The following is a 25,190-nucleotide window of genomic DNA, read 5'->3' as shown; positions in this document are numbered from 1 at the left end:
TCATTGCTCCTCGAGGGCGGATCGTTGGGGGGCGTGGATCGCCGACAGCAGGGTGCCCAGGCAATCTTCGGCCAGGCGTTCGGCGCGTTCGCCGGGGACCGCTTCGTCGATATAGGTGAAGTTCCAGAACAGCCGGCCATGGCTGGAGTTGATGGCGGCCACGAAGTAGCCGTTCACCGAGATGCCGGTGAGGAACTGCGCGTCGGAGAGGCGCAAGGCGCCGATCCGCTCGGGGAACGGATAGCGACCGATGTTGGAGGAGCACAGGTTGATCGGCCCTTCGGCTTCCATGAAGGCCATGAATGGCCGCGCGTCGGCCATGCAGCGCGGCGCAGCGCTGGCGACCAGGGTGACCAGGTTGAAATGATGGCCCTGGCGACGGCGTTCGCCGAGGTCGTCGGTGAGCGCGCGGGCGACCTCCCAGAACGGTCGGGCGATGTCCAGCACCACCGGTACCGTGGCGACGTAGGTGCCTACTTCGTCGGGGCGCACCGGCGGCTCCAGTTCGTCGCGGAAGTCGATCGGCGAGCCGATGGCGATGTGGCTCGGGCGGCGCTGGTGGTCGTGGCCGGCGGCGATGGCCAGCGCCGCGGTCAGCGCGCCGTGTACCGTGGTGCCGTGTTCGCGGGCGCGTCGTTGCAGCTGTTCCAGCTGCGCGCCGTCCAGCTCCCGGTGCAGCAGGCGGGTACGCCGCGCTTCCAGCGGCACCGGGTTGCTCGGCTCGATCCGGCCCGGGCGGTGGCGGCCGACCAGCGCTTCGTCCCGGGCGGTCTGCTCGGCCAGGCGCGCCGCGCCTTCGTCGCCGGTGAAGCGGCGCGGACGCAGATCCTCCGCCGGCGGCAGGGCGCTGGCGGTCCAGGGTTGCGCGGCGGGGTCGGCGGCCAGGGTCAGCCATTGTTCGGCGAGGGTCAGCACGGTAGTGCCGTCGGCGATGATGTGCGGTACCACGACCAGCAGGTCGTGGGCACCGGCGTCGGTGGTGATCGCCACGGTACGGATCAGTGGCCCGCTGTCCGGATCGATGCGTTCCGGCAATTCGCGCTCGTTGATTTCCCGCAGCCATTGCTCCTCGCCACCACCGCGCACCTCGCGCAGCGGGATGGGCCGCTCGCAGGGCACCCAGCGCGGGTCGAGCCCGGCATCGTGCTCGATCCGCGCGCGCAGCAGCGGATGCCGCGCCTGCAGCGCGTCGAGGCCGCGGCGCAGGTCGTCGATGGACAACTGGCCATGGACCCGCACCCGGGAAATCACGTTTAGCGCGGAGAACTGGTCGCTGAGCCAGTACCAGCGTTCCACCGCGGACAGCGGGCGTCGTATCTCGGCCATCATTCGACTCCTGGGAAGGTCAGTGCCAGTTCGTTCTGCCGGGCGAAGGTTCGCTCCGGAGCGAAGCGGAAGTAGAGATCGCGGGCGACGGTGCGCAGCGGATGCTCCAACTGCTCGATGCGGCTCAGCGCCCGCGAGGTCTCGACCATCGCCCTGGCGCGGTCGCGACGGCGGTTCTCGTAGGCGCGCAGGGCGGCTTGCGGGTCGTCGATGGTGGCCAGGCAGTGGGCCAGCACCGCGGCGTCTTCGATGGCGATGGCGGCGCCCTGGCCGAGGCTGGTCAGCATCGGATGCGCGGCATCGCCGAGCAGGGTCACCGGGCCGTCGCCCCAGCGCTCCAGGAACGGTCGGTCCTGGGCCGGCAGGCTGCTGATGTCGGCCTCCGGGGTCGCCTCGATGACCGCCTGCACTTCGTCGGCCCAGCCGGCGTAGAGGCGCTGGATGCCCGCCTTGCCGCCGCGCCAGTCCTTCGCCTGTTCGGCCGGCATGTTGCGGGTGCCCCACCAATAGACGTTGCCTTCGCCGATGTCGGCGAGACCGAAGCGCTGCCCACGGCCCCAGTAATGGGCGACGTAGCCCGGCGTCACCTTCGGATGGCGGAACGCCGGCGTGGCGCGCCAGATCACGTAGTGCCAGTCGGTGGGACGCTCCGGGCCGGTCATGGTGGCGCGGATCGCCGAGTTGAAGCCGTCGGCGCCGATCAGCACGTCGGCGTGCACTTCGCGGCCGTCGCTGCAGAGCACGGTGACGCCTTCGCCGTCGGCGTGGCGCAGGTAGCCGGTGGCGCTCACGCCCAGTTCGATGCGGCAGTCGCGGGCCTGTTCCAGCAGCGCCTGCTGCAGGCTCGCGCGGTGGATCGCCAGGCTCGGCTGGCCGAGCTGGCGGGCCAGGCCGCCGAAGTCGATGGCGCGGATCGGTCGCCCGCGCCGGGTGAGGAACCGTAGCGAGTCGAAGGCCTGGGCGCGGGTAAGGTCAGGGCGCACGCCGACCCTCTCCAGGGCGGTCAGCGCGTTGGGCATCAGCGACAGCGCCGAGCCGACCGCGCGCAGCTCCCTGGCCCGCTCGTAGAGTTCGACCTCGAAGCCGGCGGCCTTCAGGCAGGCGGCCGCGGCGAGCCCGCCGATGCCGGCGCCGGCGATGACGATCTTCAGGGGGTGTCTGCTCATGGGCGGGTCCGTTCGCTGGAGGTGGAGGGTTCGAGCAACGCGGCGATCTCTGCCGCGACCGTCTCGACATAGGGTTCTTTCATCAGCACCAGGTGGTCGCCGGGTACGTCGATCACATCGAGGCGGCCGCTGGTCCAGTGCTGCCAGCCGTTCTTCGGGTCGCCGTAGTGGGTGCCGGCGGCGTCGTGCATCGGCTTCAGCGCCAGCGGCAGCGGGCCGTCCGCGCGCAGCAGGGTCATGTCCTGGTCGCTGACTTCCGGGCGATAGCCGATGAGTGCCTGCCAGCTCGCCCGGAACAGCTCGTAGAGCCGCTGCACGGTGGCGCGCGGGGTGCCGGCGGGAAGTACGCCGGCCTCGATGGCGCGTTCGACGATGTGGTCGAGTTTCTGCTCCAGGCTCGCGCCTTCAGGCAGCGGCTCGACTTCCTCGTCGCTGCGCTCGAACCAGACCAGTTCCCAGTAGAAGAACAGCAGCAGGGCTTCGTCGCTGGCGCTGCCGGCGTGGTTGCGGTCGACGGTGATGGAGTCGAGCACGATCAGTTGGGCGACTGCCTGCGGGTCGAGCGCGCGCAGTTGCCGGGCCATCTCGTAGGCGACGAAGCCGCCGAACGACCAGCCGCCGAGGTAATAGGGGCCTTCCGGCTGCACACGGCGGATCGCCGCGAGGTAACTGGCGGCGATGTCCTCGAGGACCGCCAGCGGCGTACTGCCCTGGCCGGTGCCGGCCGCCTGCAGGGCATATACCGGCTGGTCCGGCGGCAGTGCGCGGACCAGCGGCAGGTAGCAGAGTACGTGGCCGCCGAGCGGGTGGACGAGGAACAGCGGCGGGCGGCTGCCGCCGGCACGGATCGGTACCAGCGGGTCGAAGGCGCGCACCGCCGAGCGTTCCCGCAGGCGTTCGGCCAGGCCCTCCACGGTCGGCGTCTCGATCAGCGCGGCCATCGGGAGGTCGACGCCATAGCGCTTCTCGATCAGCAGCATGAAGCGCATCGCGCTGAGCGAGGTGCCGCCGAGGTCGAAGAAGCTGTCGCGGATGCCTACCCGGGGACGATCCAGCAACTCGCCGAGGAGTCCGGCCAGGGTGCGCTCGTAGTCGTCGCGCGGGGCCAGGTACTCGATGTTCGACCCGTGCTCCAGCGGCAGCGCGCGCAGGGCGGCGTCGTCGCGCTTGCCGCTGGGAGTGAGGGCGAAGCCGTCGACCCAGGCGAAGTGCGCCGGCACCATGTGTTCCGGCAGTTCGCTGCGCAGCGCTTGCTTCAGTTCGGCGAGATCCACCGCCTCGGGCTCGCCGAGCAGGAAGGCAGCGAGGAATGCATCGTTGCCCTGGCGCTCGCGAGCCACCACCGCCGCGCCGCGCAGGCCCGGCTGGCGCTCGGCCTGGCGCATGATCGCCAGCTCGACCTCGGCCGGCTCGATGCGGAAGCCGCGGACCTTGACCTGGGTATCGGCGCGGCCGAGCCAGACGATCTCGCCGTTGCCGAGGATGCGACCGAGGTCGCCGGTGCGGTAGAGCCTGGCGCCGGGGCGCCAGGGATGTTCGACGAAGCGCTCGGCGGTGAGTTCGGGGGCGCGGTGGTAGCCGCGCGCGAGGCAGTCGCCGCCGAAGTACAGCTCGCCGGTAACGCCGACCGGTACCGGGCGCAGCGCGGCGTCGAGCACCTGCACCTCGACCCCGTCCAGCGGCCGGCCGATCGGCGGCAGGTCCGGGTAGTGCGCCGGGTCGCCGCTCAGCGAGTGGTAGGTGACCTGGTGCGTTTCGGTGGGACCGTACTGGTTCTCCAGCAGCAGCCCGGGCATCGCCGCGCAGAACGCGCGGACGTCTTCGGTGATGCGCAACTGCTCGCCGGAGGACACCACCACGCGCAGGGCGCCGGGGCGCACGCCCAGCGCGTTGGAGGCCTCGGCGAGGCGTTGCAGGGCGACGAAGGGCAACAGCACGCGCTGGACCTGGCGGCGTTCGAGGACATGCAGCAGCGCGGAGGGGTCCATCCGCTCGCGGTTGGAGATGAGTTGCAGTTCGCCGCCGCCGCACAGCGTGGAGAAGATCTCCTGGAAGGCCATGTCGAAGCTCAGCGGCGCGAACTGCAGGGTGCGCAGCCCCGGTACGCCGCTGGCGACGCGCAATTGCCACTGGGTGTAGTTGGCCCACATCCGGTGGCTAAGCTCGACGCCCTTCGGCCGCCCGGTGGAACCGGAGGTGAACAGCAGCATGGCCAGCTCGTCGAGCTGCGGCGCGGCGAAGGTCTCGGGCTCGATGTCGGCGACCAGTTCCTCTACCGGCAGCACCCGTTCCGCCGCGGCGACATGGGCGTGCTCGGGATGCGCGACCACCCGGAACGGCTGTGCGGTCTCCAGGATCAGCGTCAGGCGCTGCGCGGGATAGCTGACGTCCAGCGGCACGCAGACCAGGCCGGCGCGCAGGATGCCCCAGATCGTCGCGATCATCTCCGGCGAACGGTTCAGCGCCACTCCGATCGCATCGCCGCGGCGCGCGCCGGCGCGGACCAGGCGGGTGGCCACGCAGCGCGCCACATGGTCGAGGTCGCGATAGGTCCAGCGTTGCTCCTCGAAGGCCAGCGCGGCGCTGCCTGGCAGCGCCTCGACCTGGCGTTCGAACAGGCTGAAGACGTCGACCAGCGGCTCGGGCTGGGAAGCGGCGTCGCGGCGAGGGGCGAGGAAGGCGAAGTCGGCGGCTTCGTCGGGATGCTCGGCGAGGCGCCACAGGAGTTCGACGAAGGTCGCGCCGATCAGCGCGGCCTGGCTGCGGCTGATGCCGCGGCCGTCGCTGTCGATGCGCAGGTACATGCCGTCGCTGGGCGTGGCGATCACGTTGACCAGCAGGGCGAAGTTGGTTTCTTCCCAGACGCGGAAGTCGCGCAATTGCCACAGCGGTTCGAGGACATGCAGGTTGACGTAGTTGAAGGCGCTGCTCAGTTCGTCGCCGACGATCTGCTGGATGGCGCTGAGCGGATAGCGGCGGTGGGCGTGTCCGTCGCGCTCCTGGCGGAACAGCGCATCGGCTACCTCGATCCAGCTATGCCCGGCAATCTCCGAGCGGACCGGCACGGTATTCAGGAACAGGCCGACCATGCGGTCGGCGTCGGGCAGTTCGGGGCGGCCGTTGCTGATCGCGCCGGTGACCACGCTGTCGCTGCGGGAGAACAGATGCAGGGTCAGGCAATGGGCGGCGAGCAGCAGCGACTTCAACGGCAGTCCGCGTTGCGCCGCAGTGGCCTTGAGTCGTTCGAGCAGCCCGTCCGGCAGCGCTTCGCGATGGCTGGCCGGACCTTGCGCGGCTTGCGGCTCGTGGGCGCCGAAGCCGTCGAGGCGGGTCATCCTCGCGCCCTCCAGCAGCCCGGTCCAGTACCCCACGGCGGCCGGCGAAGCCAGCGCGGCCAACTCCTCGCGGACATGGCAGGCCAGCGCCGGCGCGGGGCTCGGCAGCGGCTCGCCACGGTAGGCGGCGACCAGCGCGACGATCAGGTTGGCCACGCTCCAGCCGTCGAGGATCGCATGGTGGAAGCTGAACACCAGGTCCAGGCCGTCCTCGCGGACGAACGCGGCGAACAGGAACAGCCCGGGCTGTTGCAGCGAATAGCGATGGAAGCGGCGTTGGCGGATGTGCTCGTCGAGCACCGTCCCGGCCTCCGGGTTGCCGCGCAGGTCCAGGATCAGCGGTTCGCTGCGCGCCTGGGTATGCACGAGTTGCAGCGGTTCGGATGCACCGCTGAGGTCGAACGACGAACGCAGCGCGGGATAGGCGGCGACCACCCGGTCCAGCGCGTGGCGGAACGCGGCTTCGTCCCAGGCCAGGTCGAAGCGGTAGTGGAACACGTCGTGGTAGACCGACGAGCCGGGGCGCTGGCGGCTATGGAAGAGCAGGCCGAGACTCAGCCGGCTGGTCGGGAAGGCGTCCTCCAGCCCTTCCAGGCGCGGCTTGTCGACTTCGGAAACCAGTTCGAACGGCTGGTAGCTTCGCTCCGCGAGCGGACGCACCAGGCGCTCGGCAAGACCCGCCACCGTCGGGTTGCGCATCAGGTCGGCGAGTTCGAAGCCCAGGCCGCGCCGCTGTGCGGCGGCGCGGATGCGCAGCATCAGGATCGAGTCGCCGCCGAGGGCGTAGAAGTCGTCGTGCACGCCGACCTCCGCCACGCCGAGGACATCGGCCCACACCGCCGCCAGTTCGGCCTCGGTCGCCGTGCGCGGCGCAACCGCCGCCACCTGTTCCGGCGGTGCCGGCAGTTGCCGGCGGTCGAGCTTGCCGTTGGCGCTGAGCGGGAGGCTGTCGATGCGCACGAAGAAGGCTGGCAGCATGAAGTCCGGCAGCGTCGCCGAAAGTCCGGCGCGCAATTGACCGGCGTCGAGTTCCGCCGCAGCCACGTAGTAGCCGACCAGGTGCGTGCCGCGTACCGCCGAATCGCGTGCCACGACCGCGGCGTCGCGTACGCCGGGAAGCGCGGCGAGGCGGTCGCGTACTTCGTCGGGTTCGACCCGGTTGCCGCGGATCTTCACCTGGTCGTCGGCGCGGCCGAGGTATTCGAGGTTGCCGTCGGCCAGCCAGCGGGCCAGGTCGCCGGTACGGTAGAGACGGCCGCCGGCGACGAAGGGGGCGGCGAGGAAGCGCTCGGCGTTCAGCTCCGGCCGGTTCAGGTAGCCGCGGGCGACGCCGACGCCTCCTATATATAGCTCGCCGACGGCGCCGAGGGGCTGCGGCCTGAGCGCGCGGTCGAGGACGTACAGGCGCAGGTTGTCGATCGGCCGGCCGATCGGGACCCGCGTGGGGTTGTCGCTGGCGCATTCATGGTCGGACACGTCGACGGTGGCCTCGGTCGGTCCGTACAGGTTGACCAGTCGCACGGCGTCGCCGAACAGCCGGCGGAAGCGCGCGACCTGCAACGGCGCGAGGGCTTCGCCGCTGCAGAACACCAGGCGCAGCGAGCTTGCCGCCGTGCGGGCGGTCGGGTCGCCGTCGAGCAGGTCGAGGAACGGCGTCAGCATCGACGGCACGAAGTGGATGACCGTGACCGCGTCGCGCTGGATGCTTCGCAGCATTTCCCGCGGGTCCTTCTCGGCGCCGGGCGGCAACAGCGACAGGCGGGCGCCGGTGAAGCTCCACCAGAACAGTTCCCAGACGGATACGTCGAACGTCACCGGAGTCTTTTGCAGAAGCACGTCGCGTTCGCCGATCGGATAACGACGCTGCATCCAGTTCAGGCGGTTGACCACCGAGCGGTGTTCGACCATCACGCCCTTGGGCACGCCGGTCGAGCCGGAGGTATAGATGACATAGGCCAGGTCGCTGGGCGCGACGTTGGCCGCCGGCAGGTCGCCGGTGCTCTGCGGCAGGCGTTCGAGGTGCAGCACGCGCGTCTCGCCCAGGCTCTCGCCGAGTGTCGCTGCGCGCTCGTCCACCAGCACCACGCGGGCGCCGCAGTCTTCCAGCAGCAGGCGGACGCGCTCCAGGGGATGGTCGGGATTGATCGGCACATAGGCGCCGCCGGCGCGCTGCACGCCGAGGATCGCCGGCAGCAGGTGGGGACCGCGGGCGACCAGTAGCGCTACCCGCTCGTCGGCGCTAACACCCGCTGCGCGCAAGGCGTCGGCCACGGCCTGGACCTTGGCGTCCAGCTCGGCATAGCTGAGCGTGCCGCCGTCGGCTTCCAGCAGCGCGGTGCGTTGCGGGGTGCGCGCCACCTGCTCGGCGAACAACGTGGGCAGGGTAGCCTGCTCGGGGAATGCCTGGTCGGTGGCGTTGCGGGTGTGGATCAGTTCCTCGCGCTCGGCGGCCGACAGCGGATCGAGTTCGCCGAGGCGGCGCTCGCCGCCCTCCACCAGGGCGCGCAGGAAGGTTTCGATATGCCGCGCCGCGGCGTCCATGGGGAAGTCGGCGTCGAACACATCGCAGGCGTATTCGAAATCCACCTGCGCGTCGCTGTGCCCGTCGAACTCGGAGACCCAGATGGCCAACGCGTCCGGGTCATGGGCGTGGGTCTGCGCCACGGTCTCGACGCTGGCGTTCGGGATCGCCTGGGCGGCGGGCCAGCGCATGTAGGAAAGGGTGGTGTCGAACAGTGGCGAGGCGCCGCGCAACAGGTCGCCGAGGGGCATCTTCTGGTGGCGCAGCAGCGTCCGGGTCGCCTCGCGCAACTGCGCCAGGAATTCGTCGACGGTCTGTTCCGGCGCGGTGCGGATGCGTAGCGGCAGGGTATTGGCGAAGTGCCCGACCACTTGCTTGGCCGCGCGGTCGGCGCGGTTCAGCACCGGTACGCCGAGGACCACGTCGTCGTTCTGGTGGATCCGCGCCAGGTACAGCGCCACGGCGGCGGAGAGGAACAGGAAGGGCGATTCGCCGCGATCGCGGATCGCGTCGAGCAGCGCGCGTTCCAGCGTCAGCCTGTGGCGCGCGGTGCGGCGCAGCCCGGCCGGGCGCCTGCGGGTGAAGAGGGCCGGCTCCAGGCCCTCCAGGGCCTCGGCGAAATAGGCGCGGTCGCCGCGGTACTGTTCCGAACCGGAGTAGTCGTCGGTCTCGAGCTGCGCCAGGAGGGAAGCCGTCGGCATCTGCGCCTGCGGCTCGCCTAGCTCGCCCAGGTAGCCGGCGCGCACCCGGCTGAGGAATAGCTGCAGGCCCCAGGCGTCGCTGACGATATGGTGGGTGCGCACGTAGACGTAGAGCGCCTGGTCGCTATGCAGCAGGGCCAGGTCCACCAGGCTGCGGCCGTCCAGCGGGTAGGCGTGACGGAAGGCGTCGCGCAGCCAGGATCGCACGGCGGCCTCGGGGTCGCGGTCGGCGCGCAGGTCGACGTGGCGCGCCTCGAACTCGGCATCCGCGTCCAGCCACTGGTACGGCGTACCGTCCGTCTCGCCGAGGCGCAGGCGGAACGCCTCGGTGTCTCGCGCCGCCTGCAGCAGCGCCCGTTCCAGGGCCTGGGTATCGACCTCGCCGGTGAAGCGGTCGTAGCTGAAGATGGTGTACTGGTCGAGTTCCGGAAACTGCGCGGCGGCGACCCAGATGTCCCGTTGGTAGGGTGATAGCGGCAAGCGAGCGAAACGAACCATCCCTGCGTCCTCTTCAACAATCCATCGATTCGGCGAACACGGGCACCGCACGCCTCGCCGGACAGGTTCCACCCGTCGACGGTTCAGCGCGCCGTAGCCAGCGTGGTTGGCAGGGAAGCGGCGGCACCCGAAGCAAGAGCGGGGTGTACTATTACTTTTGGCAGGCTCGAAGAAATAGCTGTTAATTCTTGCAGGGTAATCGCGTTGTTAACTGTTAATTCTGGTAGGTATTTACGAGGCAACTTACAAATCTGTTAGGTTCCGGGAAACGTGCGTCGCCGCCCTGCATGGCTATGCTTCACGAGATTACCTTCGCCGGTCTTTTCGAAGTTGAAGCAAGCCTTTCGAAAGTGTCTGGCTGATGCATAATGGGCCGCTCGGAAGAGGCGCATTAACGGATATATATCCGCGCCCTGGCGAACAACGAACGCATGCCCTGAAAGGTTTGCCGGATGGATTACCAACAGTTCCAGGAGGTTGCATGAAAACCGATGACAAGGACCGCGAAGGCGGCGACTCCCACGGCGCTATCGGCGCCAAGCTGATGGAGTACGCGCTCAAGGTCAGGAAGGTGTTCGTCACCGGCGGGGTCGACGAGAAGATGGCCAAGGACGTTGTCCAGCAGCTGCATATCCTCGCCTCGATCAGCGACGATCCGATCTACATGTTCGTCAATTCCCCGGGTGGCCACGTCGAGTCCGGCGACATGATCTTCGACGCGATCCGCTTCATCACACCGAAGGTCATCATGATCGGTTCCGGCAGCGTAGCCAGCGCCGGCGCGCTGATCTACGCCGCGGCGGACAAGGAAAACCGCTATTCGCTGCCCAATACCCGCTTCCTTCTGCACCAGCCGTCGGGCGGCATCCAGGGGCCGGCGAGCAACATCGAGATCTACCGCCGCGAGATCGTGCGGATGAAGGAACGCCTCGACCGGATCTTCGCCGAAGCCACCGGGCAGACGCCGGAGAAGATCAGCGCCGACACCGAGCGCGACTTCTGGCTGAACGCGGAAGAAGCCGTGCAGTACGGCCTGGTCAACAAGATCATCGTTTCGGAACGGGAGATCACGCTGCCTGGCCAGTGAGTCACCGCAGGTCGGACAAATACGAAGGCGGGCGCGAAGAGCGTATTTCTCGATTCTCTTCTCGCTCGCTTTTCTTTCTTTAATTTCCGATCGATAGGGTAACTTTTCTTACTTTTATTTTGCTTGCTTTCAAAGTGCCATCGGCAAGAGTGGCTGGCTTTTGCAAAGTCTCACGTCGCGCGCCCGTTATTTTCAATCATTCTATCGAGCGCCATTTTTCAGGCTTATGGAAATTACCTTCCGTCTGCCGGCTTGTTTGACTCGACCTGACGTAACAATGGACAAGCGCCGGGAAAGTTCCAGCTTCCGCGGCGCTTGCCGGTATTTCCAGTGAATTGTTTTCAGGCGTTCGCCGCGCGCCGGGCCGCCGGCGAGTTGGCCAGGTATTCCAGGGCTTCCTGGGTATTCGCCTCGTGCTCGGGGTGGTACCAGGGATTGAAGTAGCGGGCGACGTCGCGGAAGGTGTGAGCGAGGTTCGGCAGCAGGCCCTGCTTGCCGAGCCGCCACCAGGTTCGTAGGAATCCCTGGCGCTTGGCGCCACGCAGGCTCGGGTCCTGGTCGAGGAGGGTGCGGGTGCCGTCGGCGAGCAGGTAGACCAGTATCGCGATGACCAACAGCATGGTCAGTTGCCGGGTGACGAAGCTGCCGCCCAGGTGCACGTGCAGGTCGTGGGCGACGCTGCGGTGCTCGACTTCCTCGGCGCCGTGCCAGCGCAGCAGGTCGAGCATCACCGGGTCGCTGCCGCGGCGATCCAGCTCCCGGGCCTCCAGCACCCACTTGCCGAGCACGCAGGTGAAATGCTCCACCGCGGCGATGATCGCGCAGCGCTGGCGCAGCCACCAGCCGTCGAGGGCGCGGGTCAGGCGGTTCTGCCCCAGCGGGTAGTCGCAGAGCAGGCGTTCGAAAAGGAAATCCATCTTGTCGGTGAACGGCTTGGAGTCGATGTCGAACCTGCTCAGGTAGCGCTGGATCGCGCCGTCGTGGGCCCGCGAATGCATCGCTTCCTGGCGGATGAAACCCTGCACGTCGTCGCGCAGGCGGGCGTCGCTAACCAACGGCAGGGCCTTGTTGTAGAGGCGGCAGAACCACAGTTCGCCCGAAGGCAGGAGCATGTGCAGGACGTTCATCACCTGGGACGCTTCCGCTTCGCCGGGAACCCAGTGCAGGGGGGTATCGCTGAAGTCGAAGCGGACCTTGCGCTGGACCAGCTTGTGGTGGAATTCGCTCATGGCAGGCTCTCAGGAAGTCAGGTCGAAGCGCGCGAGAAACCGCGTGGCCCAGGGCGCGAAGCGCCATTGCAGGGCGCCGAGGTGCACCTCGCTGCCCACCGAGACCACCGCCTTGTTGCGCTCCACGGCGCGCACCAGCTTTTCCCCGACGGTGTCCGGGCTGAGCCGGCGTCGCTTGTAGAAGCGCTGGATCTTCGCCTGGCGCCGCGCCTGGCGTTCGGCGTCCATGCCGACGAAGCGGGTGGCCTGGACGATGCCGGTATCGACGAAGCCCGGGCACACCGCGGTGACTCCGATCGAACGTCCGGCCAGTTCCGCCCGCAGGCATTCGCTGAGCATCAGTACCGCGGCCTTGCTGGTGGCGTAGGCGGGGTAGTTGCGCGACGGCGCGAAGGCCACGCCGGAGGCGACATTGACCAGGTGCCCCGGCTTGTTCGCCGCGACCATCTGCCGGCCGAACAGGCGGCAGCCGTCGATCACGCTCCACAGGTTGACCCGCAGCAGGCGCTCCCATTCCGCGGGCGAGGTGTCGAGCATCGGTCCGGCCATGCCGATGCCGGCATTGCTGACCACCACATCCGGGACTCCGAGGGTGTCGCGGACCCACTCGGCGAAGCGCTCCATGGCCTGGGTATCGCCGACGTCGACCTGGTAGGCATGGGCCGTGGCGCCAAGGGCGCGGGCCAGTTCGGCGCTGCGTTCGGCGGCTTCCAGGTCGAGATCGGCGGCGAGCAGGCTGGCGCCGCGCTCGGCGAAGCTGAGCAGGGTCGAACGGCCGATGCCGCCGCCGGCGCCGGTGACCACCACCAGCTTGCCGCTCATCGAGCGCGCGTCGGGGCGGACCTGGGCGCGTTGCAGGGCCGGCGGCGACTCGCCGGTTTCCTGGGCGTCGATGAACTCGCCGAGCCAGCCGGCCAGTTGCTCCGGCTCGGCCAGCAGTTGCCAATGGCCGACGCTCGCCTCGCGCCGCCACAGGCGTGGCGCCCACAGGCTGAGGTGCTGAAACAGCTGGGCGCCGACGTAACGGTCGCGGGTCGGTACGATCAGTTGCACCGGCACTTCGGTGTGGCGCTTGCGCGGACGGAACAGGCTGCGGATGAAGTTGCCGCGGTACAGCTTGACCCCGTGCCGGCCGTCGCTGGCCTGGGTCGGGTTGACCTGTGGATGGCGGACGCCTTCGGCGCGCTTCAGGAACTGCGGCCAGAGCCGGGCCAGGCCGGCGCTCCAGAGCAGCTCGGGTACGACGGGGGTATGGAAGAAGGCGATGTACCAGGAGTGGAGCAACTGGCCGAATAGCGCTTTCAGGGCCTTCGGACTGCGCTGCCTGAGGTGTTCGCGCATCCAGAAGCCGACATGGTCCAGGCAGGGCCCGGAGATCGAGGTATAGGACGCGATCAGCGGGCGGCACTGCGGATCGGTGACGCTTTCCCAGGTCTGGATCGAGCCCCAGTCATGGGCCAGCAGGTGTACCGGGCGGACCGGGCTGGTGGCGCGGATCACCGCCTGCAGGTCTTCGCTGAGCCGCTGCAGGTGGTAGTCGCGGCTCCAGCGTGGCTTGTCCGAAGCGCCGGCACCACGCACGTCGTAGGCGACGATGCGGTAGCGCCCAGCCAGTTGGCGGATCAGCGGCAGCCAGGTCTCGTGGTTGTCCGGGTAGCCATGCACCATCAGCAGCGTCGGCTTGTCGTTGTCCGGCGCGCCCCAGCAATGAACCGCCAGGCGCACGTCGCCGGACTGCACGAACAGCCGTTCCGGCTGCAGGTCGGGGAGGGCGAGGAGCGCGTTCATGCGGCCTCCCGTGCTTGCGGCAGCAGGCCGCGCGCCTGCCAGCGGCGGACGTGCGGCAGGTCGTCGTCGAGCCAGTAGGCGTCGTCTTCGGTGACCACCAGCAGTTCCTCGAACTTGGCGCCCACCCCGCGTAGCCCCAGGTGCGGTTCCACCGCCCAGAGACCGGGCGTCGGCGGGTGCTCGGAGCGCTTGCCGCTGGACCACAGCGGCGACCAGCCTTCGCGCTTGCCGGTGACCAGCGCGTTGCGCGTCAGGGTGTACAGGTTGCGCACGCCGAAGCGCGCCACCGAGGGACCGCGGCGGTTGCCGAGCTTTTCCACGCGATGGGCGAGCACTTCGAAGGGATAGGCCTTGTGCCGTGGCAGGGTGCCCTGGATCACGCAGAGCCGGTCGACCGCCTGGCTGACTTCGGCCAGGGGGCGCCGTTCGCGGACCAGGTCGAGGATGGTGCGTCGGTGTATCAGCAGGTCGTCCATCAGCCGCTCCTGCAACAGGTTGTGGCCGAGCGCGCCGGAGTAGCCGACATCGGCGGTATAGGCGCCGAGGGTCGGCGCGCAGTCGAGGATGAACGGCATGCCTTCCTCCAGGCGCTGCTTGCCGGGGTAGAAGGCCAGGTTGAAGCCACCGAGATGACGCAGGCCGTCGAAGCCCTTGAACGAGGTGCGGCTGCCGAACCAGGCGAAGGGCTGGTGGAACCAGTCGTCGACGCCGTGATCCTGCAGCCAGGTCTTCATCAGCGCCGCGGCTTCCCTCTCGCTGATGCCGGCGCGCAGTTCGCCGTGGATGGTTTCGCAGCAGGTATAGGCCAGTCGCTGGACCTGGCGGAAGTGATCGAGATCGTCGGGAGTGGGTACCCAGGCGCCTTGGGACATGGCTCTCTCCAGGCTGGCTTGTCGTTATTGTGACATTGATCGATGGCATGGTTGATGCTGGCCCATAAGCAGGCGTTGCGCCAGCCCTGGGAAGTCCCTTCACGCCGGTGTTACGGCACTTGCTACCGGCGCCGGAAGGCCCGGGGCAGAAGGCTCGAGACGTTTCCCCCGGGTTTTGGCGGCGGTGCCGGAGAAGCGGCTGACCGACGAGTCCAGTCTTTGGTTGGCGCCCGCGCATCCGGACGCCGGCAAAGAGCGTTGCGCCCCCGGAGGTTGTGGCCGTTCGGCGGGCCTCGTTATGATCCGCCTCCATGAGCACACCCCTGACCCTCCTGCAGCGCCTGCTGCAACGTGGCGAGCAGCCGTCCGCCGAGGATGCCCGCGAATACAGCGTCGACGAACTGGCGCGCGCGGCCGGCAGCAGCGTGCGCAACGTACGTGCCTACCAGGACCGCGGCCTGCTGCCGCCGCCGGAGCGGCGCGGCCGGGTCGGCGTGTATTTCGACAGCCATCTCAAGCGCCTGCGGCTGATCAACCAGTTGCTCGAGCGCGGCTATTCCAGCGCCAACATCAAGGAACTGCTGGAGGCCTGGGAACAGGGCCGCGACCTCGACCACGTGCTCGGCCTGGACCAGGCGATCATCGGCGAGTGGAACCTGGAGACGCCCGGCAGCATCGGCTTCGACGAACTCCGGGCGATCTTCGGCGACGAACTGAACGACCGGGTGATCGACAAGGCCCAGGCGCTGGGCCTGCTGCTGTTCGACGGCGAGTGCATGAAGATCCCCAGTCCGCGGCTGTTCCAGGCCGGGCTGGAGCTGTACCGCAGCGGCATCCCGCTGGAGGCGCTGCTCGATCACCTCGGCGAGTTGCGTAGCGACACCGAGCACCTGGCGGCGGGGATCGTCCGCCTGATCGTCACCCACCTGGTGGACGGCCGCGGCACCGACCTGCTGCCCGGGGCGCCGGACCTGCAGGAGTTGGCCAAGGTGTTCCTGCGCCTGCGTCCGCTGGCGGAACACGTGGTCCAGGTGGAACTGGCGCGCGGCCTCAAGCTGTCGGCCAACGAAATGCTCGGCGAGCGTGTCGGCGAGATGCTGCGCAAGCTGGAAAAGCCTTCCTGACTCTTCTTCAGATCTTCCGCGCCGCCGCCTGGATCTGTTCCCGCAGCCAGGCGCCGGCCGCTTCGCGCTCGGCGTCGCCGCGCCAGATCTGCACGTAGTCGAAGCGCGGGATCGCCAGCGGCGGCTCGCAGACCGCCAGTTCCTCGGGTAACCGCAGGCGTTCGAGGATGCGCTCGGCGATGGTCAGTACCAGGTCGGTGCCGGCCAGCAGCGCCGGGGCCACGGTGAAGTGCGGCAGGGTCAGCGCTACCTGCCGGCGCAGGCCGCGCTTTTCCAGGGCGCTGTCGACTTCCTCGGCCGGGTTGTCCTGTAGCGAGACGCGCACGTGGCGGGCCGCCAGGTAGCGGTCGAGGGACAGGCCGTCGGGGCGGTCGAACAGGCTGCGCCGACAGACGCAGACGAAACGCTCCTCGAACAGGCGCCTGGCGCGCACGCCCTCCGGAAGCAGGGGGAATACCCCCAGCGCGCAGTCCAGTTGTCCTTCGGCGACCTGCCGGGCGGTTTCCAGGCGCGGTTCCTGGACTATCCCGAAGCTCACCCCGGGCGCCAGCGCCTGTTGCTGGCGCAGCAGCGCCGGCAGCACCACCCAGGCGCCGTAGTCGGACATGCCCAGGCGGAAGTGGCGCCGGCTGCGCTCCGGCTCGAAGGCTGGCCCGCCGATCACCCCGCGCACCTGGTCGAGGCTGGCCTGGAGCTTCGGCGCCAGCTCCAGCGCCAGGCTGGTCAACTGCATGCGGCTTTTCACCCGCACCAGCAGCGGATCGCCGAACAGTTCGCGGAGACGCCCGAGGGCGTGGCTGACCGCCGGCTGCGACATGGCCAGGCGCTGCGCCGCGCGGGACACGTGGCGCTCGCTGAGGAGCGCGTCGAGCACCACCAGCAGGTTGAGGTCGATACGGCGTAGGTCATGAATCTGCTGCATGGAGGATGTACCAACTATCGATTTCCATTCGCGAAGTGGATAGCAAAAACTCCGCTCCAGAGGCAATGGCCGGAGGAGGAGAATCAGCATGCCCAATTATCTGATGGTACTGATGGCAGTTTCGGTGGGCGGCATGGTGGTGCTGCAGGCCGGCAGCAACGCCTTGCTCGGGCGCCTGCTCGGCCATCCGCTGAGCGCCAGCCTGACTTCGCTGGGCGTCAGCCTCGGGGTGGTCAGCCTGGGCCTGCTGCTGGTGCGGGTGCCGCTGCCGGCTACCGCCAGCCTCGGCGGCGCGCCCTGGTGGAGCTGGCTCGGCGGGCTGTTCGGCGCGGCCTACCTGACGGTGGCGATCCTGGTCGCGCCGCGCCTGGGCGCCGCCACTTTCATCGCGTGCGTGGTGGCCGGGCAGATGCTGGTCTCGGCGCTCTGCGACCAGTTCGGCTGGGCCGGTTTCCCGGTGCGCCGTTTGTCCTGGGAGGGCTATCTCGGCCTGGCGCTGGTGGTGGCGGGGGTATTGCTCCTGCAATGGCGGGGGAGAGCGTGAGGAGAGTGCCGGCGAAGGCTGTCAAGTGGAATCTGGCCTAGACCAAAATCTTGATCTGAAATTGTGACGAAGTTGGCATGAATAGTTGTTGCAAAGCGTGTTGAAACCAAAGCGTCTTTTTCCCTCACTAGCGTCGTCGGGGTTCGAACAGCTTGCTGCCGAGTGAGCCTGCGGGCGTCATGGATGCGCTCGGCAGCCCTGTGCCACACCCTGACCTGGTGAGTCCCCCGATGATTTCGAAAAGCAGAAGAAGCTTCATCCGCCTGGCCGCCGGTACGGTCGGCGCCACCGTCGCCACCAGCATGCTGCCGTCGAGCATCCAGGCGGCCCTGGCGATTCCCGCGCACCGCCGGCATGGCAACCTCAAGGACGTCGAGCACGTGGTGATCCTGATGCAGGAGAACCGCTCCTTCGACCACTATTTCGGCACCCTCAAGGGCGTCCGCGGCTTCGGCGACCGCATGGCGATCCCGCTGCCCGACGGCCAGCGGGTCTGGCACCAGAAGGGCAGCAAGGGCGAGATCCTGCCCTACCACTTCGACACCAGCACCACCAGCGCCCAGCGCGTCGACGGTACCCCGCACACCTGGCCGGACGCCCAGCAGGCCTGGAACGAAGGGCGCATGGACAAGTGGCTGCCGGCCAAGACCGAGCGTTCCCTGGGCTACTACAAGGAGCAGGACATCGCCTTCCAGTTCGCGATGGCCAACGCCTTCACCATCTGCGACGCCTATCACTGCTCGTTTCAGGGCGGCACCAACCCCAACCGGCTGTTCCTCTGGACCGGCACCAACGACCCGCTCGGCCAGCATGGCGGCCCGGTAACCACCAACGACCACGACAGCAACGGCCCGGTGGAGCAGGGCTACACCTGGACCACCTATCCCGAGCGCCTGCAGGCCGCCGGCATCACCTGGCGGGTCTACCAGGACATGGCCGACAACTTCTCCGACAACCCGCTGATCGGCTTCCGCCAGTACCGCGCCGCGGCGCCTGACTCGCCGCTGATCGTCAACGGCCTGAGCACCTGGAAGCTCGATGCGCTGAAGCGCGACGTGCTGGCCAACAGCCTGCCGCAGGTGTCCTGGATCGTCGCCCCGGCCAAGTACTCCGAACACCCCGGCCCGTCCAGCCCGATCTGGGGGGCCGAGTACACTTCCTGGGTACTCGACGCGCTGACCGCCAACCCGGAGGTCTGGAGCAAGACCGCGCTGCTGGTGATGTTCGACGAGAACGACGGCTTCTTCGACCACATCGCCCCGCCGGCCGCGCCGAGCCTGAACAAGGACGGCACGCTGCGCGGCAAGACCACCGCCGACGCCACCCTCGAATGGCACACCAAGGGCGATATCCGTTATCGCAACCAGCCCTACGGCCTCGGCCCGCGGGTGCCGATGTACGTGATCTCGCCGTGGAGCAAGGGCGGCTGGGTCAATTCCCAGGTGTTCGACCACACTTCGGTGATCCGCTTCCTGGAGCAGCGCTTCGGGGTCATGGAGCCGAATATCAGTCCCTGGCGTCGTGCCGTCTGCGGCGACCTGACCTCGGCGTTCAACTTCGCCAACCCGAACAACGAGCCGTTCCCCGAACTGCCCGACACCAGCCAGGCCGACGCCATCGTCGCCAGCCAGATCAAGCTGCCGAAGCCGAAGCCGCCGGCGGTGGCCGCCATGCCCAAGCAGGAAATGGGCATCCGTCCGGCCCGCGCCTTGCCCTACGAGCTGGGCGTGCATGCGCGCTACCGCAGCGGCGGAGACGCGCTGAGCCTGACCTTCGCCAACACCGGCAAGGCCGGCGCGGTGTTCCAGGTGTTCGACCTGCTCGACAGCGAGAACCCGCCGAAACGCTACACCGTTGGCGCGCGCAAGCGCCTGCACGACAGCTTCCAGGGCGACGCCAGCGGCGACTACCACCTGGAAGTGCACGGTCCGAACGGTTTCCTCCGGGTCTTTCGCGGCAACCTGCGGCGCGATCTGGCGGAGCGCAAGGCGCCGCTGCCGGAAGTGCGGATCGACTACGAGCCGCTGTTCGGCAACCTGCGCGTGCAACTGATCAACCGTGGCCGCCATCCGGTCAAGCTGACGGTCAAGGACAACGTCTATCGCCAGGGCGAGCGGCGTACCGTCAACGTGCCGCCGGGACAGCGTCGGGAAGTCCGCTATTCGCTGCGCAGCAGCGGCAACTGGTACGATTTCAGCGTCAGCGCGCAGGGGGCGGACAGCTTCCTGCGGCGTTTCAGCGGTCGCATGGAAGATGGTCGCTCCGGCTTCAGCGACCCGGGCATGGGCCTGGGCACGCTGACCTTCTGACCCGGACGGCCGCGCCGGCTCCCTGCAATGGGGCGGCCGGCGCGGACGGCCTGCGCCCTAGTCGAGGGGAACCGGGTAGAGGGTATTGAGGATCCACTTGCCGTCTTTCAGGACGAAACCGTACGAAATCTCCTTGGCCATGTACGTATCCCAGCGCGTGCAGACGCCCTGGCCGTCGGCCTGCTTGCAGGAGTAGGCATCGATCTTGCCCATGTGCAGCTTCTCCAGGGAAACCACCTGGAACTTGCTGTTGCCGCTGCAGGCCACCGGATTGTCGATGTATCCGTACTGGCGCCAGGCCGCGTCGTAGTTGCCTCTCGACTTGAACAGGGTCTTGTCTTTCTGCGACGAGCCGGACGGCGGCGTCATCCCGTAGATGTGCTGCGTCACGTGGCCGCCCATCGAGGTATTGCGCGTGGCGTCGGCGCTTTGCTGCACGCTGGTGATGTCGCGGCAGGCGGCGGCGTTGGCCGAGGAGGCCAGCAGCAGAAGGGCGGAGAAACCCAGGCCGGCGACGCACTGGCGTGCGTCGGGGCGGGGCAGTGAAAAGCGGTTCATCGGCGGCTCCTGTGAGATGGATTGCTTATGAAGGAACGCCGCCGCGCAGTTTTCGTGAAGATGCCTCAGTCGCGATAGCGCGGCGGCGGCGCGTAGCCGCCGCCGTTCCGGGCGTCGGCGGGAAATGCCAGCGGTCCGTCGGCCGGCGCCTCGCGACCGCTGGCCGGAGCGTCCAGCTCGAACAGGGCCACGCCGATCACGCCGAGGTTGCGGCTGTCGCCGGCCGCGCTGTTGCTGGCGTAGGCATCGTCGGGACTGGCGAAGCGGAACGCCGCGACTTCCCGTTCGTTCTTGCGGAAGCCCTCGATTACCAGGCTCTCGCCCGGTTCCAGCACATAGCCGCGGTTCTTCAGGCTGCCCGGCTGGCCGTTGAGCACGTCCAGGCCGTCTACCGTGGCGACCACCTCGTAGGTCGCGCCGCCGAGGTTGTGCAGCCACAGGCGGTAGCGCTGGCCTTCTCGGCCCTGCAGTTGCAGGGTGCTGCGGTGCTGCACGAGGTCGAACTTGCCGCCATCCTCGTCGAGTACGGCGAAGCCCACCCGGCCCTTGGCCAGGGGCAGTTCCTTGATGGCACGTCCATCGAAGCGGCTCGCGCTGTAGAACACCTGGCGGCGATCGACCGGTTGCTCCGATAGACGTCGCAGGGCCACCGAGGTGACCGGCGAGGCGACGCCTTCGCCCCATTGGGTGCCGAGCCGCTGCTCGGTCGGCGCGCCGGCCTGCTGTTGGGGCAGGCTGCAGCCGCCGAGGGCCAGCAGGCCCAGCAGTAATGCGGATAGCAGTGGTTTGCGCATGGTTCCTTCCTCTCCCTGGACACCTGGAGGCGGGGTGCCTCCCTGATGGCTCCGAGCACCGATGATGCCCGATCTTCGGCGGGCTTCGTAAATTTCCTCGAACGGACGCGGCGGCGCGTTTTCCTATTGGCTGACCCAGCGCTGCCGCGCCCAGGCGCTCAGGCTGTCGACCCCGAGCACCAGGACCAGCATGGCCAGGATCACCGTGGCGGCCTGGGCCTGCTGGAACAGGCTCAGGCTGAAATAGAGCATCTGCCCGAGCCCGCCGGCACCGACGAAGCCGAGCACGCTGGCCATGCGGATATTGTTCTCCCAGCGGTACAGGGTATAGGCCACCAGTTGCGGCCAGACCCCCGGCAGGGTGCCATAGGCGAATGCCGCGAGGCGTCCGCTGCCGGCCAGGCGCAAGGCCTCGGCGGGCTGCGCCGGGGTGTTCTCCAGGGCTTCGGCGAACAGCCGGCCGAGCACGCCGCCGGTGTGCAGCGCCAGGGCGAGGGTCCCGGCGTTCGGCCCGAGCCCGGCCGCCAGCACCATCAGCGCGCCCCAGACCAGCTCCGGCACCGCGCGCAGCGCATTGAGCAGGAGTCGCGCCAGGCTCTGCGCCGGCACGCCGAAGCGACCTGCCGCCGGCAGCGCGAAGAGCAGGCCGAGCAGCGCCGCCAGCAGGGTGCCGATGGCCGACATGGCCAGGGTTTCCAGCAGCCCCCGGCCAATCGCCCGCAGGTGCGGAGCGGACAGGTCGGGCGGGAAGAACTCGCTGGCGTAGGCGGCCATCTGGCCCAGTCCCTTGCCGCTGAAAAGACCTGCGGTGTCCATGTCCAGATAGGCGAACGAGGCGCCCACCGCGGCCACCACCAGCAGCGGCCAGAGCAGCAGGCGCCAGGTCCGGCTCATGCCAGCCTCCCGCGCAGGAAGCGGCTCAGCAGGTCGGCGAGGAGGACCAGCAGGAGGAAGGTCAGCAGGATGCTGGCAACCTCGCCGCCGGCGAACATCCGCAGCGACAGGTCGATCTGCTGGCCGAGGCCGCCGGCGCCGACGAAGCCCATCACCACCGAAGCACGGATCGCGCACTCCCAGCGATAGACAGTGTAGGAAATCATTTCCCCGGCGGCGTTCGGCAGCACCCCGTAGGCGAACGCCGCCAGCCGCGATCCGCCGCCCAGCAGCAGGGCGCGGGTGGGGCGCGGATCCACCGACTCGAAGATTTCCGCGTAGACCTTGCCGAGCATGCCGGCATAGGTAATGGCGATGGCCAGCACCCCGGCGGTGGGCCCCAGGCCCACGGCGCGGACGAACAGCAGCGCCCAGACGATTTCCGGCACGCTGCGCAGGAGGATCAGCAGGCCGCGCACCGGCCAGCGCAGTGCCCGTGCCCACCAGGCCGGCAGGCCGCCGCGCGGCAGTGCCGAGAGCGACAGGGCGCGGGTCGCCAGCAGTGCGGCGGGAAACGCCAGGAGCCAGGCCAGGGCCATGCCGGCGGTGGCGATGGCGAGGGTTTCCAGGGTCGCGCGGCCGAGCAGGGCGAGGAACTCGGGATCGTGCGCCAGCGGCCAGAAGCCGGCGAGGAAACCGCCCATGGTGCGCGCGTTGTCGCCGCTGAACAGGCCGGGGATATCCAGTTCGCTGAGGCGCAGCCCCGGCCAGAGCAGCAGTAACGCGGCCAGGGTCAGCAGCAGGCGCGGCAGGGCGGCGGGGTCGCGCGGCGGAGAAGCGGCGTTCAGCATCGTGGGATGTGCACCACGGTGGGTTCGCCGGCCGGGCTGGCGCGCTCGGCCTGCAGTTGTTCGTTGGCGTAGAGGGCGTCCAGCGCGGCGCGGTCGACTTCGCCGGCGGGCAGGTCGAAGGCGATGCGTCCGGCGCGCAGCCCGATCACCCGGGGGAAGTGTTGCAGCGCCAGGTCCACCGCGTGCAGGCTGGCCAGCAGGGTGCTGCCGCGCGCGGCGGCCTCGCGGTTGAGCAGGGCCAGGGTATGGCCGGCGAGCACCGGGTCCATGGCCGAGACCGGTTCGTCGGCGAGGATCAGCTCGGCGCGCTGGTAGAGCACCCGGGCGATGCCGACCCGCTGCAACTGGCCGCCGGAAAGCTGGTCGCAGCGCTGGAACAGCTTGTCGCCGAGATCCAGGCGTTGCAGCGCGTCGTGGGCGCCGGCGCGGTCCAGCGGATAGACCAGGCTGGCCAGGCTCTTCCACAGCGGCCACTGGCCGAGGCGTCCGGCCAGTACCGCGCTGGCCACCCGCTGCCGTGGCGGCAGCGGCGGCGCCTGGTGGACCAGGCCGATGCGCGCGCGCAGGCGTTGGCGGGCGGCGGCGGATAGCGCCCAGGGTTCCTCGCCGAGCAGTTCGACACGGCCGGCGCTGGGCTGCCATTGGCTGGCGAGCACCCGCAGCAGGCTGGTCTTGCCGGCGCCGGAAGGTCCGATCAGGGCCACCCGTTCGCCGGCGGCCAGGCGCAGGCGGATGTCGGCGAGGGCGCGTTGGCCGTCGGCGTGGACCAGGTCCACGCCGTCGAGGCTCAGGCTCACTTCAGCAGGCCGGCGGCGCGTGCGGACTCCTCGATGCCCTTGTAGTTGTCCGGATTGGTCTCGATGAAGCGGCTGGCGGCCTGCAGGTCGAGGATCTCCTTGTCGGCCGGTTTCGCCGGGTCGAGGGCGAGGAAGGCCTGCTTGATCTTCTCGGCCAGGGCCGGGTCGAGGTTGCCGCGCACGGTCCAGTTGTAGTCGTAGTAGGTCGGCGTGGTGGCGAAGACCTTGACCTTGGCGGTATCGACCTTGCCGCTGTCCACCAGCTTCTGCCAGACCGAGGCGTTCAGCACGCCGGCGTCGACCTTGCCGGCCTGGACCCAGGCCGCGGTGGCGTCGTGGGCGCCGGAGTAGGCGACGCGGGAGAAGAACTGCTCGGGGACGATGCCGTCCTTCTGCATGAAGTAGCGCGGCATCAGGCTGCCCGAGGTGGAGGAGACCGAGCCGAAGGCGAAGGTCTTGCCCTTCAGGTCCTGCAGGGATTTCACCTGGGGATCGGCCGTGATGAATTTGCTGGTGAACTGCTGGTCCTGCTCGCGCTGCACCAGGGGGATGGCGTTGCCGGTCTTCAGCCGCGCCTGGACGAAGGTGAAGCCACCCAGCCAGGCCATGTCCAGGCGGTCGGCGGCCAGCGCCTCGACCACCCCGGCGTAGTCGGCCACTGGGACGAACTTCACCGGCATGCCGAGTTGCTTCTCCAGATAGGCGCCGAGCGGTTTGAACTTGCGCAGCAGTTCGGTGGGCGCTTCGTCGGGGATCGCCGAGACCTTGAGTTCTTTCAGGGCTTCGGCGTGGGCGAGCGCGGCGGACAGGGACAGGGCGATGCCGGCGGCGAGCGCCAGGGAGCGTTTCAACATGGGAGAGTTCTCCGGTTCAATGGCGGAAAAAACCCGGGGAGTATAGTGGTGCGCGGCCCGCTTGGGCAGCCGTCGCGGCGTTGCTCGCCGGCGCCTCGCGGGTAATATGGCGCTCCCCGTGCCCATTCGTTGCGTATTGGAGTCCGCCATGTCCGCTTCCCTGCCTTCCCTTGCCTTCGCCGGTCTCGGCCTGATGGGCGTGCCCATGTGCCGCCGGCTGCTGGCCGCCGGCTATCCGCTGGCGGTGTGGAACCGTTCGCCGGGCAAACGCGAGTTGCTCGCGGCCGAGGGCGCGAAAGCCGTCGAGGTCCCGGCCGAACTGGCCGCCGACGCGGAAATCCTGATGCTTTGCCTGGCCGATACCGCGGCGGTGCGCGAAGTGGTGTTCGGCGCCGGCGGCATCGTCGAGAACGCCAGGCCCGGGCAGTTGCTGGTGGATTTCTCCAGCGCCGAGCCGGCCGCCACCCGCGAGATGGCCGCCGAGCTGGAGGCGCGCTGCGGCGTGCGCTGGGTCGACGCGCCGGTCTCCGGCGGCACGCCGGGCGCGGAAAGCGGCAGCCTGGCGATCATGGCCGGCGGACGCGCAGCGGATATCGAGCGCCTGCGGCCGGTCCTCTCCCAGCTCGGCCAGCGCCTGACGCGCATGGGCGAGGTGGGCGCCGGGCAGGTGACCAAGGTCTGCAACCAGATGATCGTTGCCTGCAACGCCCTGGTGATCGCCGAAGTGGTGGCGCTGGCGGAGCGGGCCGGGGTCGACGCCAGCCTGGTCGCTCCGGCGCTGGCGGGCGGCTTCGCCGACTCGAAGCCGTTGCAGATCCTCGCCCCGCAAATGGCCGAGAGCCGTTACGAGCCGGTCAAGTGGCACGTACGGACCCTGCTCAAGGATCTCGATACCGCGGTGAAGCTGTCCCGCGAGCAAGGCGCGGCCACCCCGATGAGCGGGTTGGCCGCGCAGTTGATGCGTCTGCACGGCAGCCAGGGCAATCTCGAACGCGATCCGGCGACCCTGGTGGAGCAATACCGGACCGCCGTCGAGTGAAC

At 68.8% G+C, this 25,190-nt stretch carries 18 protein-coding genes; 5 read left to right on the top strand and 13 right to left on the bottom strand.

What is annotated here, in order from left to right:
* From VQ065_RS22755 to VQ065_RS22745, 3 genes are read right to left on the bottom strand one after another with little or no spacing between them, the layout of a single operon-like run.
* Entirely contained in the window at positions 1–1,329 is a 1,329-nt protein-coding gene (locus VQ065_RS22755) for a condensation domain-containing protein (protein WP_014603946.1), read from the bottom strand.
* Positions 1,326–2,492 carry an FAD-dependent oxidoreductase gene (locus tag VQ065_RS22750; protein WP_003091709.1) on the bottom strand — a complete coding sequence of 389 codons (1,167 nt, stop codon included), beginning with the start codon at positions 2,490–2,492 and terminating at the stop codon, positions 1,326–1,328. The genes VQ065_RS22755 and VQ065_RS22750 overlap by 4 nt, the downstream gene beginning before the upstream one ends.
* Positions 2,489–9,547 (bottom strand): amino acid adenylation domain-containing protein, encoded by a 7,059-nt coding sequence (locus VQ065_RS22745; protein WP_003091708.1) that lies wholly within the window; start codon positions 9,545–9,547, stop codon positions 2,489–2,491. Before VQ065_RS22745 ends, VQ065_RS22750 begins: the two co-directional genes overlap by 4 nt.
* 481 nt (positions 9,548–10,028) lie before the next feature.
* Here VQ065_RS22745 and VQ065_RS22740 point away from each other — a divergent pair, with 481 nt between their 5' ends.
* On the top strand, positions 10,029–10,634 hold the full coding sequence (locus tag VQ065_RS22740) for an ATP-dependent Clp protease proteolytic subunit (protein ID WP_003091706.1): 606 nt from the start codon (positions 10,029–10,031) through the stop codon (positions 10,632–10,634).
* 341 nt (positions 10,635–10,975) lie between these two features.
* On the opposite strand, the gene VQ065_RS22735 is transcribed toward VQ065_RS22740, so the two are convergent.
* Genes VQ065_RS22735 through VQ065_RS22725 form a run of 3 tightly spaced genes read right to left on the bottom strand, consistent with a single transcriptional unit; the run spans position 10,976 to position 14,523 of the window.
* Positions 10,976–11,863, bottom strand: a complete 888-nt coding sequence (locus tag VQ065_RS22735; protein ID WP_003091705.1) for a metal-dependent hydrolase — start codon at positions 11,861–11,863, stop codon at positions 10,976–10,978.
* A gap of 9 nt (positions 11,864–11,872) precedes the next feature.
* Complete coding sequence (locus VQ065_RS22730; protein WP_003091704.1) at positions 11,873–13,651, bottom strand: SDR family oxidoreductase; 1,779 nt, start codon at positions 13,649–13,651, stop codon at positions 11,873–11,875.
* Positions 13,648–14,523, bottom strand: coding sequence for a M24 family metallopeptidase (locus VQ065_RS22725; RefSeq protein ID WP_003091703.1), 876 nt, complete (start codon positions 14,521–14,523; stop codon positions 13,648–13,650). Before VQ065_RS22725 ends, VQ065_RS22730 begins: the two co-directional genes overlap by 4 nt.
* Positions 14,524–14,834: 311 nt before the next feature.
* Here VQ065_RS22725 and VQ065_RS22720 point away from each other — a divergent pair, with 311 nt between their 5' ends.
* Positions 14,835–15,647: a MerR family transcriptional regulator gene (locus tag VQ065_RS22720; protein ID WP_003091701.1), complete on the top strand. Its 813-nt coding sequence runs from the start codon at positions 14,835–14,837 to the stop codon at positions 15,645–15,647.
* Positions 15,648–15,654: 7 nt separating this feature from the next.
* On the opposite strand, the gene VQ065_RS22715 is transcribed toward VQ065_RS22720, so the two are convergent.
* Positions 15,655–16,569 (bottom strand): LysR substrate-binding domain-containing protein, encoded by a 915-nt coding sequence (locus VQ065_RS22715; RefSeq protein WP_003110953.1) that lies wholly within the window; start codon positions 16,567–16,569, stop codon positions 15,655–15,657.
* A gap of 88 nt (positions 16,570–16,657) precedes the next feature.
* Here VQ065_RS22715 and VQ065_RS22710 point away from each other — a divergent pair, with 88 nt between their 5' ends.
* Together VQ065_RS22710 and VQ065_RS22705 are read left to right on the top strand one after the other, a co-directional pair.
* Positions 16,658–17,113, top strand: a complete 456-nt coding sequence (locus tag VQ065_RS22710) for a DMT family transporter (RefSeq protein ID WP_003091697.1) — start codon at positions 16,658–16,660, stop codon at positions 17,111–17,113.
* Positions 17,114–17,343: 230 nt separating this feature from the next.
* Positions 17,344–19,422: a phosphocholine-specific phospholipase C gene (locus VQ065_RS22705; RefSeq protein WP_003091692.1), complete on the top strand. Its 2,079-nt coding sequence runs from the start codon at positions 17,344–17,346 to the stop codon at positions 19,420–19,422.
* 57 nt (positions 19,423–19,479) lie between these two features.
* Here VQ065_RS22705 and VQ065_RS22700 read toward each other — a convergent pair whose 3' ends face one another.
* The 6 genes from VQ065_RS22700 to VQ065_RS22675 all read right to left on the bottom strand — a co-directional run bounded on the left by VQ065_RS22700 (position 19,480) and on the right by VQ065_RS22675 (position 24,149).
* On the bottom strand, positions 19,480–19,980 hold the full coding sequence (locus VQ065_RS22700) for a hypothetical protein (protein WP_003091690.1): 501 nt from the start codon (positions 19,978–19,980) through the stop codon (positions 19,480–19,482).
* 65 nt (positions 19,981–20,045) lie between these two features.
* Complete coding sequence (locus VQ065_RS22695) at positions 20,046–20,774, bottom strand: hypothetical protein (protein ID WP_003091687.1); 729 nt, start codon at positions 20,772–20,774, stop codon at positions 20,046–20,048.
* A gap of 123 nt (positions 20,775–20,897) precedes the next feature.
* Positions 20,898–21,668, bottom strand: a complete 771-nt coding sequence (phnE, locus tag VQ065_RS22690) for a phosphonate ABC transporter, permease protein PhnE (RefSeq protein ID WP_003091685.1) — start codon at positions 21,666–21,668, stop codon at positions 20,898–20,900.
* A complete protein-coding gene (locus VQ065_RS22685; protein ID WP_003091683.1) occupies positions 21,665–22,498 on the bottom strand; it encodes a PhnE/PtxC family ABC transporter permease in 834 nt (277 codons plus the stop codon). The genes phnE and VQ065_RS22685 overlap by 4 nt, the downstream gene beginning before the upstream one ends.
* Positions 22,492–23,295: a phosphonate ABC transporter ATP-binding protein gene (locus VQ065_RS22680; RefSeq protein ID WP_014603945.1), complete on the bottom strand. Its 804-nt coding sequence runs from the start codon at positions 23,293–23,295 to the stop codon at positions 22,492–22,494. Before VQ065_RS22680 ends, VQ065_RS22685 begins: the two co-directional genes overlap by 7 nt.
* The gene (locus VQ065_RS22675) at positions 23,292–24,149 is read right to left on the bottom strand and encodes a putative selenate ABC transporter substrate-binding protein (protein ID WP_003111582.1); all 858 of its coding nucleotides are present in this window, start codon (positions 24,147–24,149) and stop codon (positions 23,292–23,294) included. The genes VQ065_RS22680 and VQ065_RS22675 overlap by 4 nt, the downstream gene beginning before the upstream one ends.
* A 148-nt stretch (positions 24,150–24,297) precedes the next feature.
* On the opposite strand from VQ065_RS22675, the gene VQ065_RS22670 reads away from it, so the two are divergent.
* On the top strand, positions 24,298–25,188 hold the full coding sequence (locus VQ065_RS22670; protein ID WP_014603944.1) for an NAD(P)-dependent oxidoreductase: 891 nt from the start codon (positions 24,298–24,300) through the stop codon (positions 25,186–25,188).
* The last annotated feature ends 2 nt before the right edge of the window (positions 25,189–25,190 follow it).

It is taken from the genome of Pseudomonas sp. KBN10P06128, from assembly GCF_037574945.1.
GTDB lineage: Bacteria > Pseudomonadota > Gammaproteobacteria > Pseudomonadales > Pseudomonadaceae > Pseudomonas > Pseudomonas aeruginosa.
This window is presented reverse-complemented; position numbering and strand designations above follow the sequence as displayed.

Excerpts from the sequence above, each read along its gene's own strand:
- VQ065_RS22755 (WP_014603946.1), bottom strand. The coding sequence starts at position 1,329 with ATGATGGCCGAGATACGACGCCCGCTGTCCGCGGTGGAACGCTGGTAC.
- VQ065_RS22750 (WP_003091709.1), bottom strand. The coding sequence starts at position 2,492 with ATGAGCAGACACCCCCTGAAGATCGTCATCGCCGGCGCCGGCATCGGC.
- VQ065_RS22745 (WP_003091708.1), bottom strand. The coding sequence starts at position 9,547 with ATGGTTCGTTTCGCTCGCTTGCCGCTATCACCCTACCAACGGGACATC.
- VQ065_RS22740 (WP_003091706.1), top strand. The coding sequence starts at position 10,029 with ATGAAAACCGATGACAAGGACCGCGAAGGCGGCGACTCCCACGGCGCT.
- VQ065_RS22735 (WP_003091705.1), bottom strand. The coding sequence starts at position 11,863 with ATGAGCGAATTCCACCACAAGCTGGTCCAGCGCAAGGTCCGCTTCGAC.
- VQ065_RS22730 (WP_003091704.1), bottom strand. The coding sequence starts at position 13,651 with ATGAACGCGCTCCTCGCCCTCCCCGACCTGCAGCCGGAACGGCTGTTC.
- VQ065_RS22725 (WP_003091703.1), bottom strand. The coding sequence starts at position 14,523 with ATGTCCCAAGGCGCCTGGGTACCCACTCCCGACGATCTCGATCACTTC.
- VQ065_RS22720 (WP_003091701.1), top strand. The coding sequence starts at position 14,835 with ATGAGCACACCCCTGACCCTCCTGCAGCGCCTGCTGCAACGTGGCGAG.
- VQ065_RS22715 (WP_003110953.1), bottom strand. The coding sequence starts at position 16,569 with ATGCAGCAGATTCATGACCTACGCCGTATCGACCTCAACCTGCTGGTG.
- VQ065_RS22710 (WP_003091697.1), top strand. The coding sequence starts at position 16,658 with ATGCCCAATTATCTGATGGTACTGATGGCAGTTTCGGTGGGCGGCATG.
- VQ065_RS22705 (WP_003091692.1), top strand. The coding sequence starts at position 17,344 with ATGATTTCGAAAAGCAGAAGAAGCTTCATCCGCCTGGCCGCCGGTACG.
- VQ065_RS22700 (WP_003091690.1), bottom strand. The coding sequence starts at position 19,980 with ATGAACCGCTTTTCACTGCCCCGCCCCGACGCACGCCAGTGCGTCGCC.
- VQ065_RS22695 (WP_003091687.1), bottom strand. The coding sequence starts at position 20,774 with ATGCGCAAACCACTGCTATCCGCATTACTGCTGGGCCTGCTGGCCCTC.
- phnE (WP_003091685.1), bottom strand. The coding sequence starts at position 21,668 with ATGAGCCGGACCTGGCGCCTGCTGCTCTGGCCGCTGCTGGTGGTGGCC.
- VQ065_RS22685 (WP_003091683.1), bottom strand. The coding sequence starts at position 22,498 with ATGCTGAACGCCGCTTCTCCGCCGCGCGACCCCGCCGCCCTGCCGCGC.
- VQ065_RS22675 (WP_003111582.1), bottom strand. The coding sequence starts at position 24,149 with ATGTTGAAACGCTCCCTGGCGCTCGCCGCCGGCATCGCCCTGTCCCTG.
- VQ065_RS22670 (WP_014603944.1), top strand. The coding sequence starts at position 24,298 with ATGTCCGCTTCCCTGCCTTCCCTTGCCTTCGCCGGTCTCGGCCTGATG.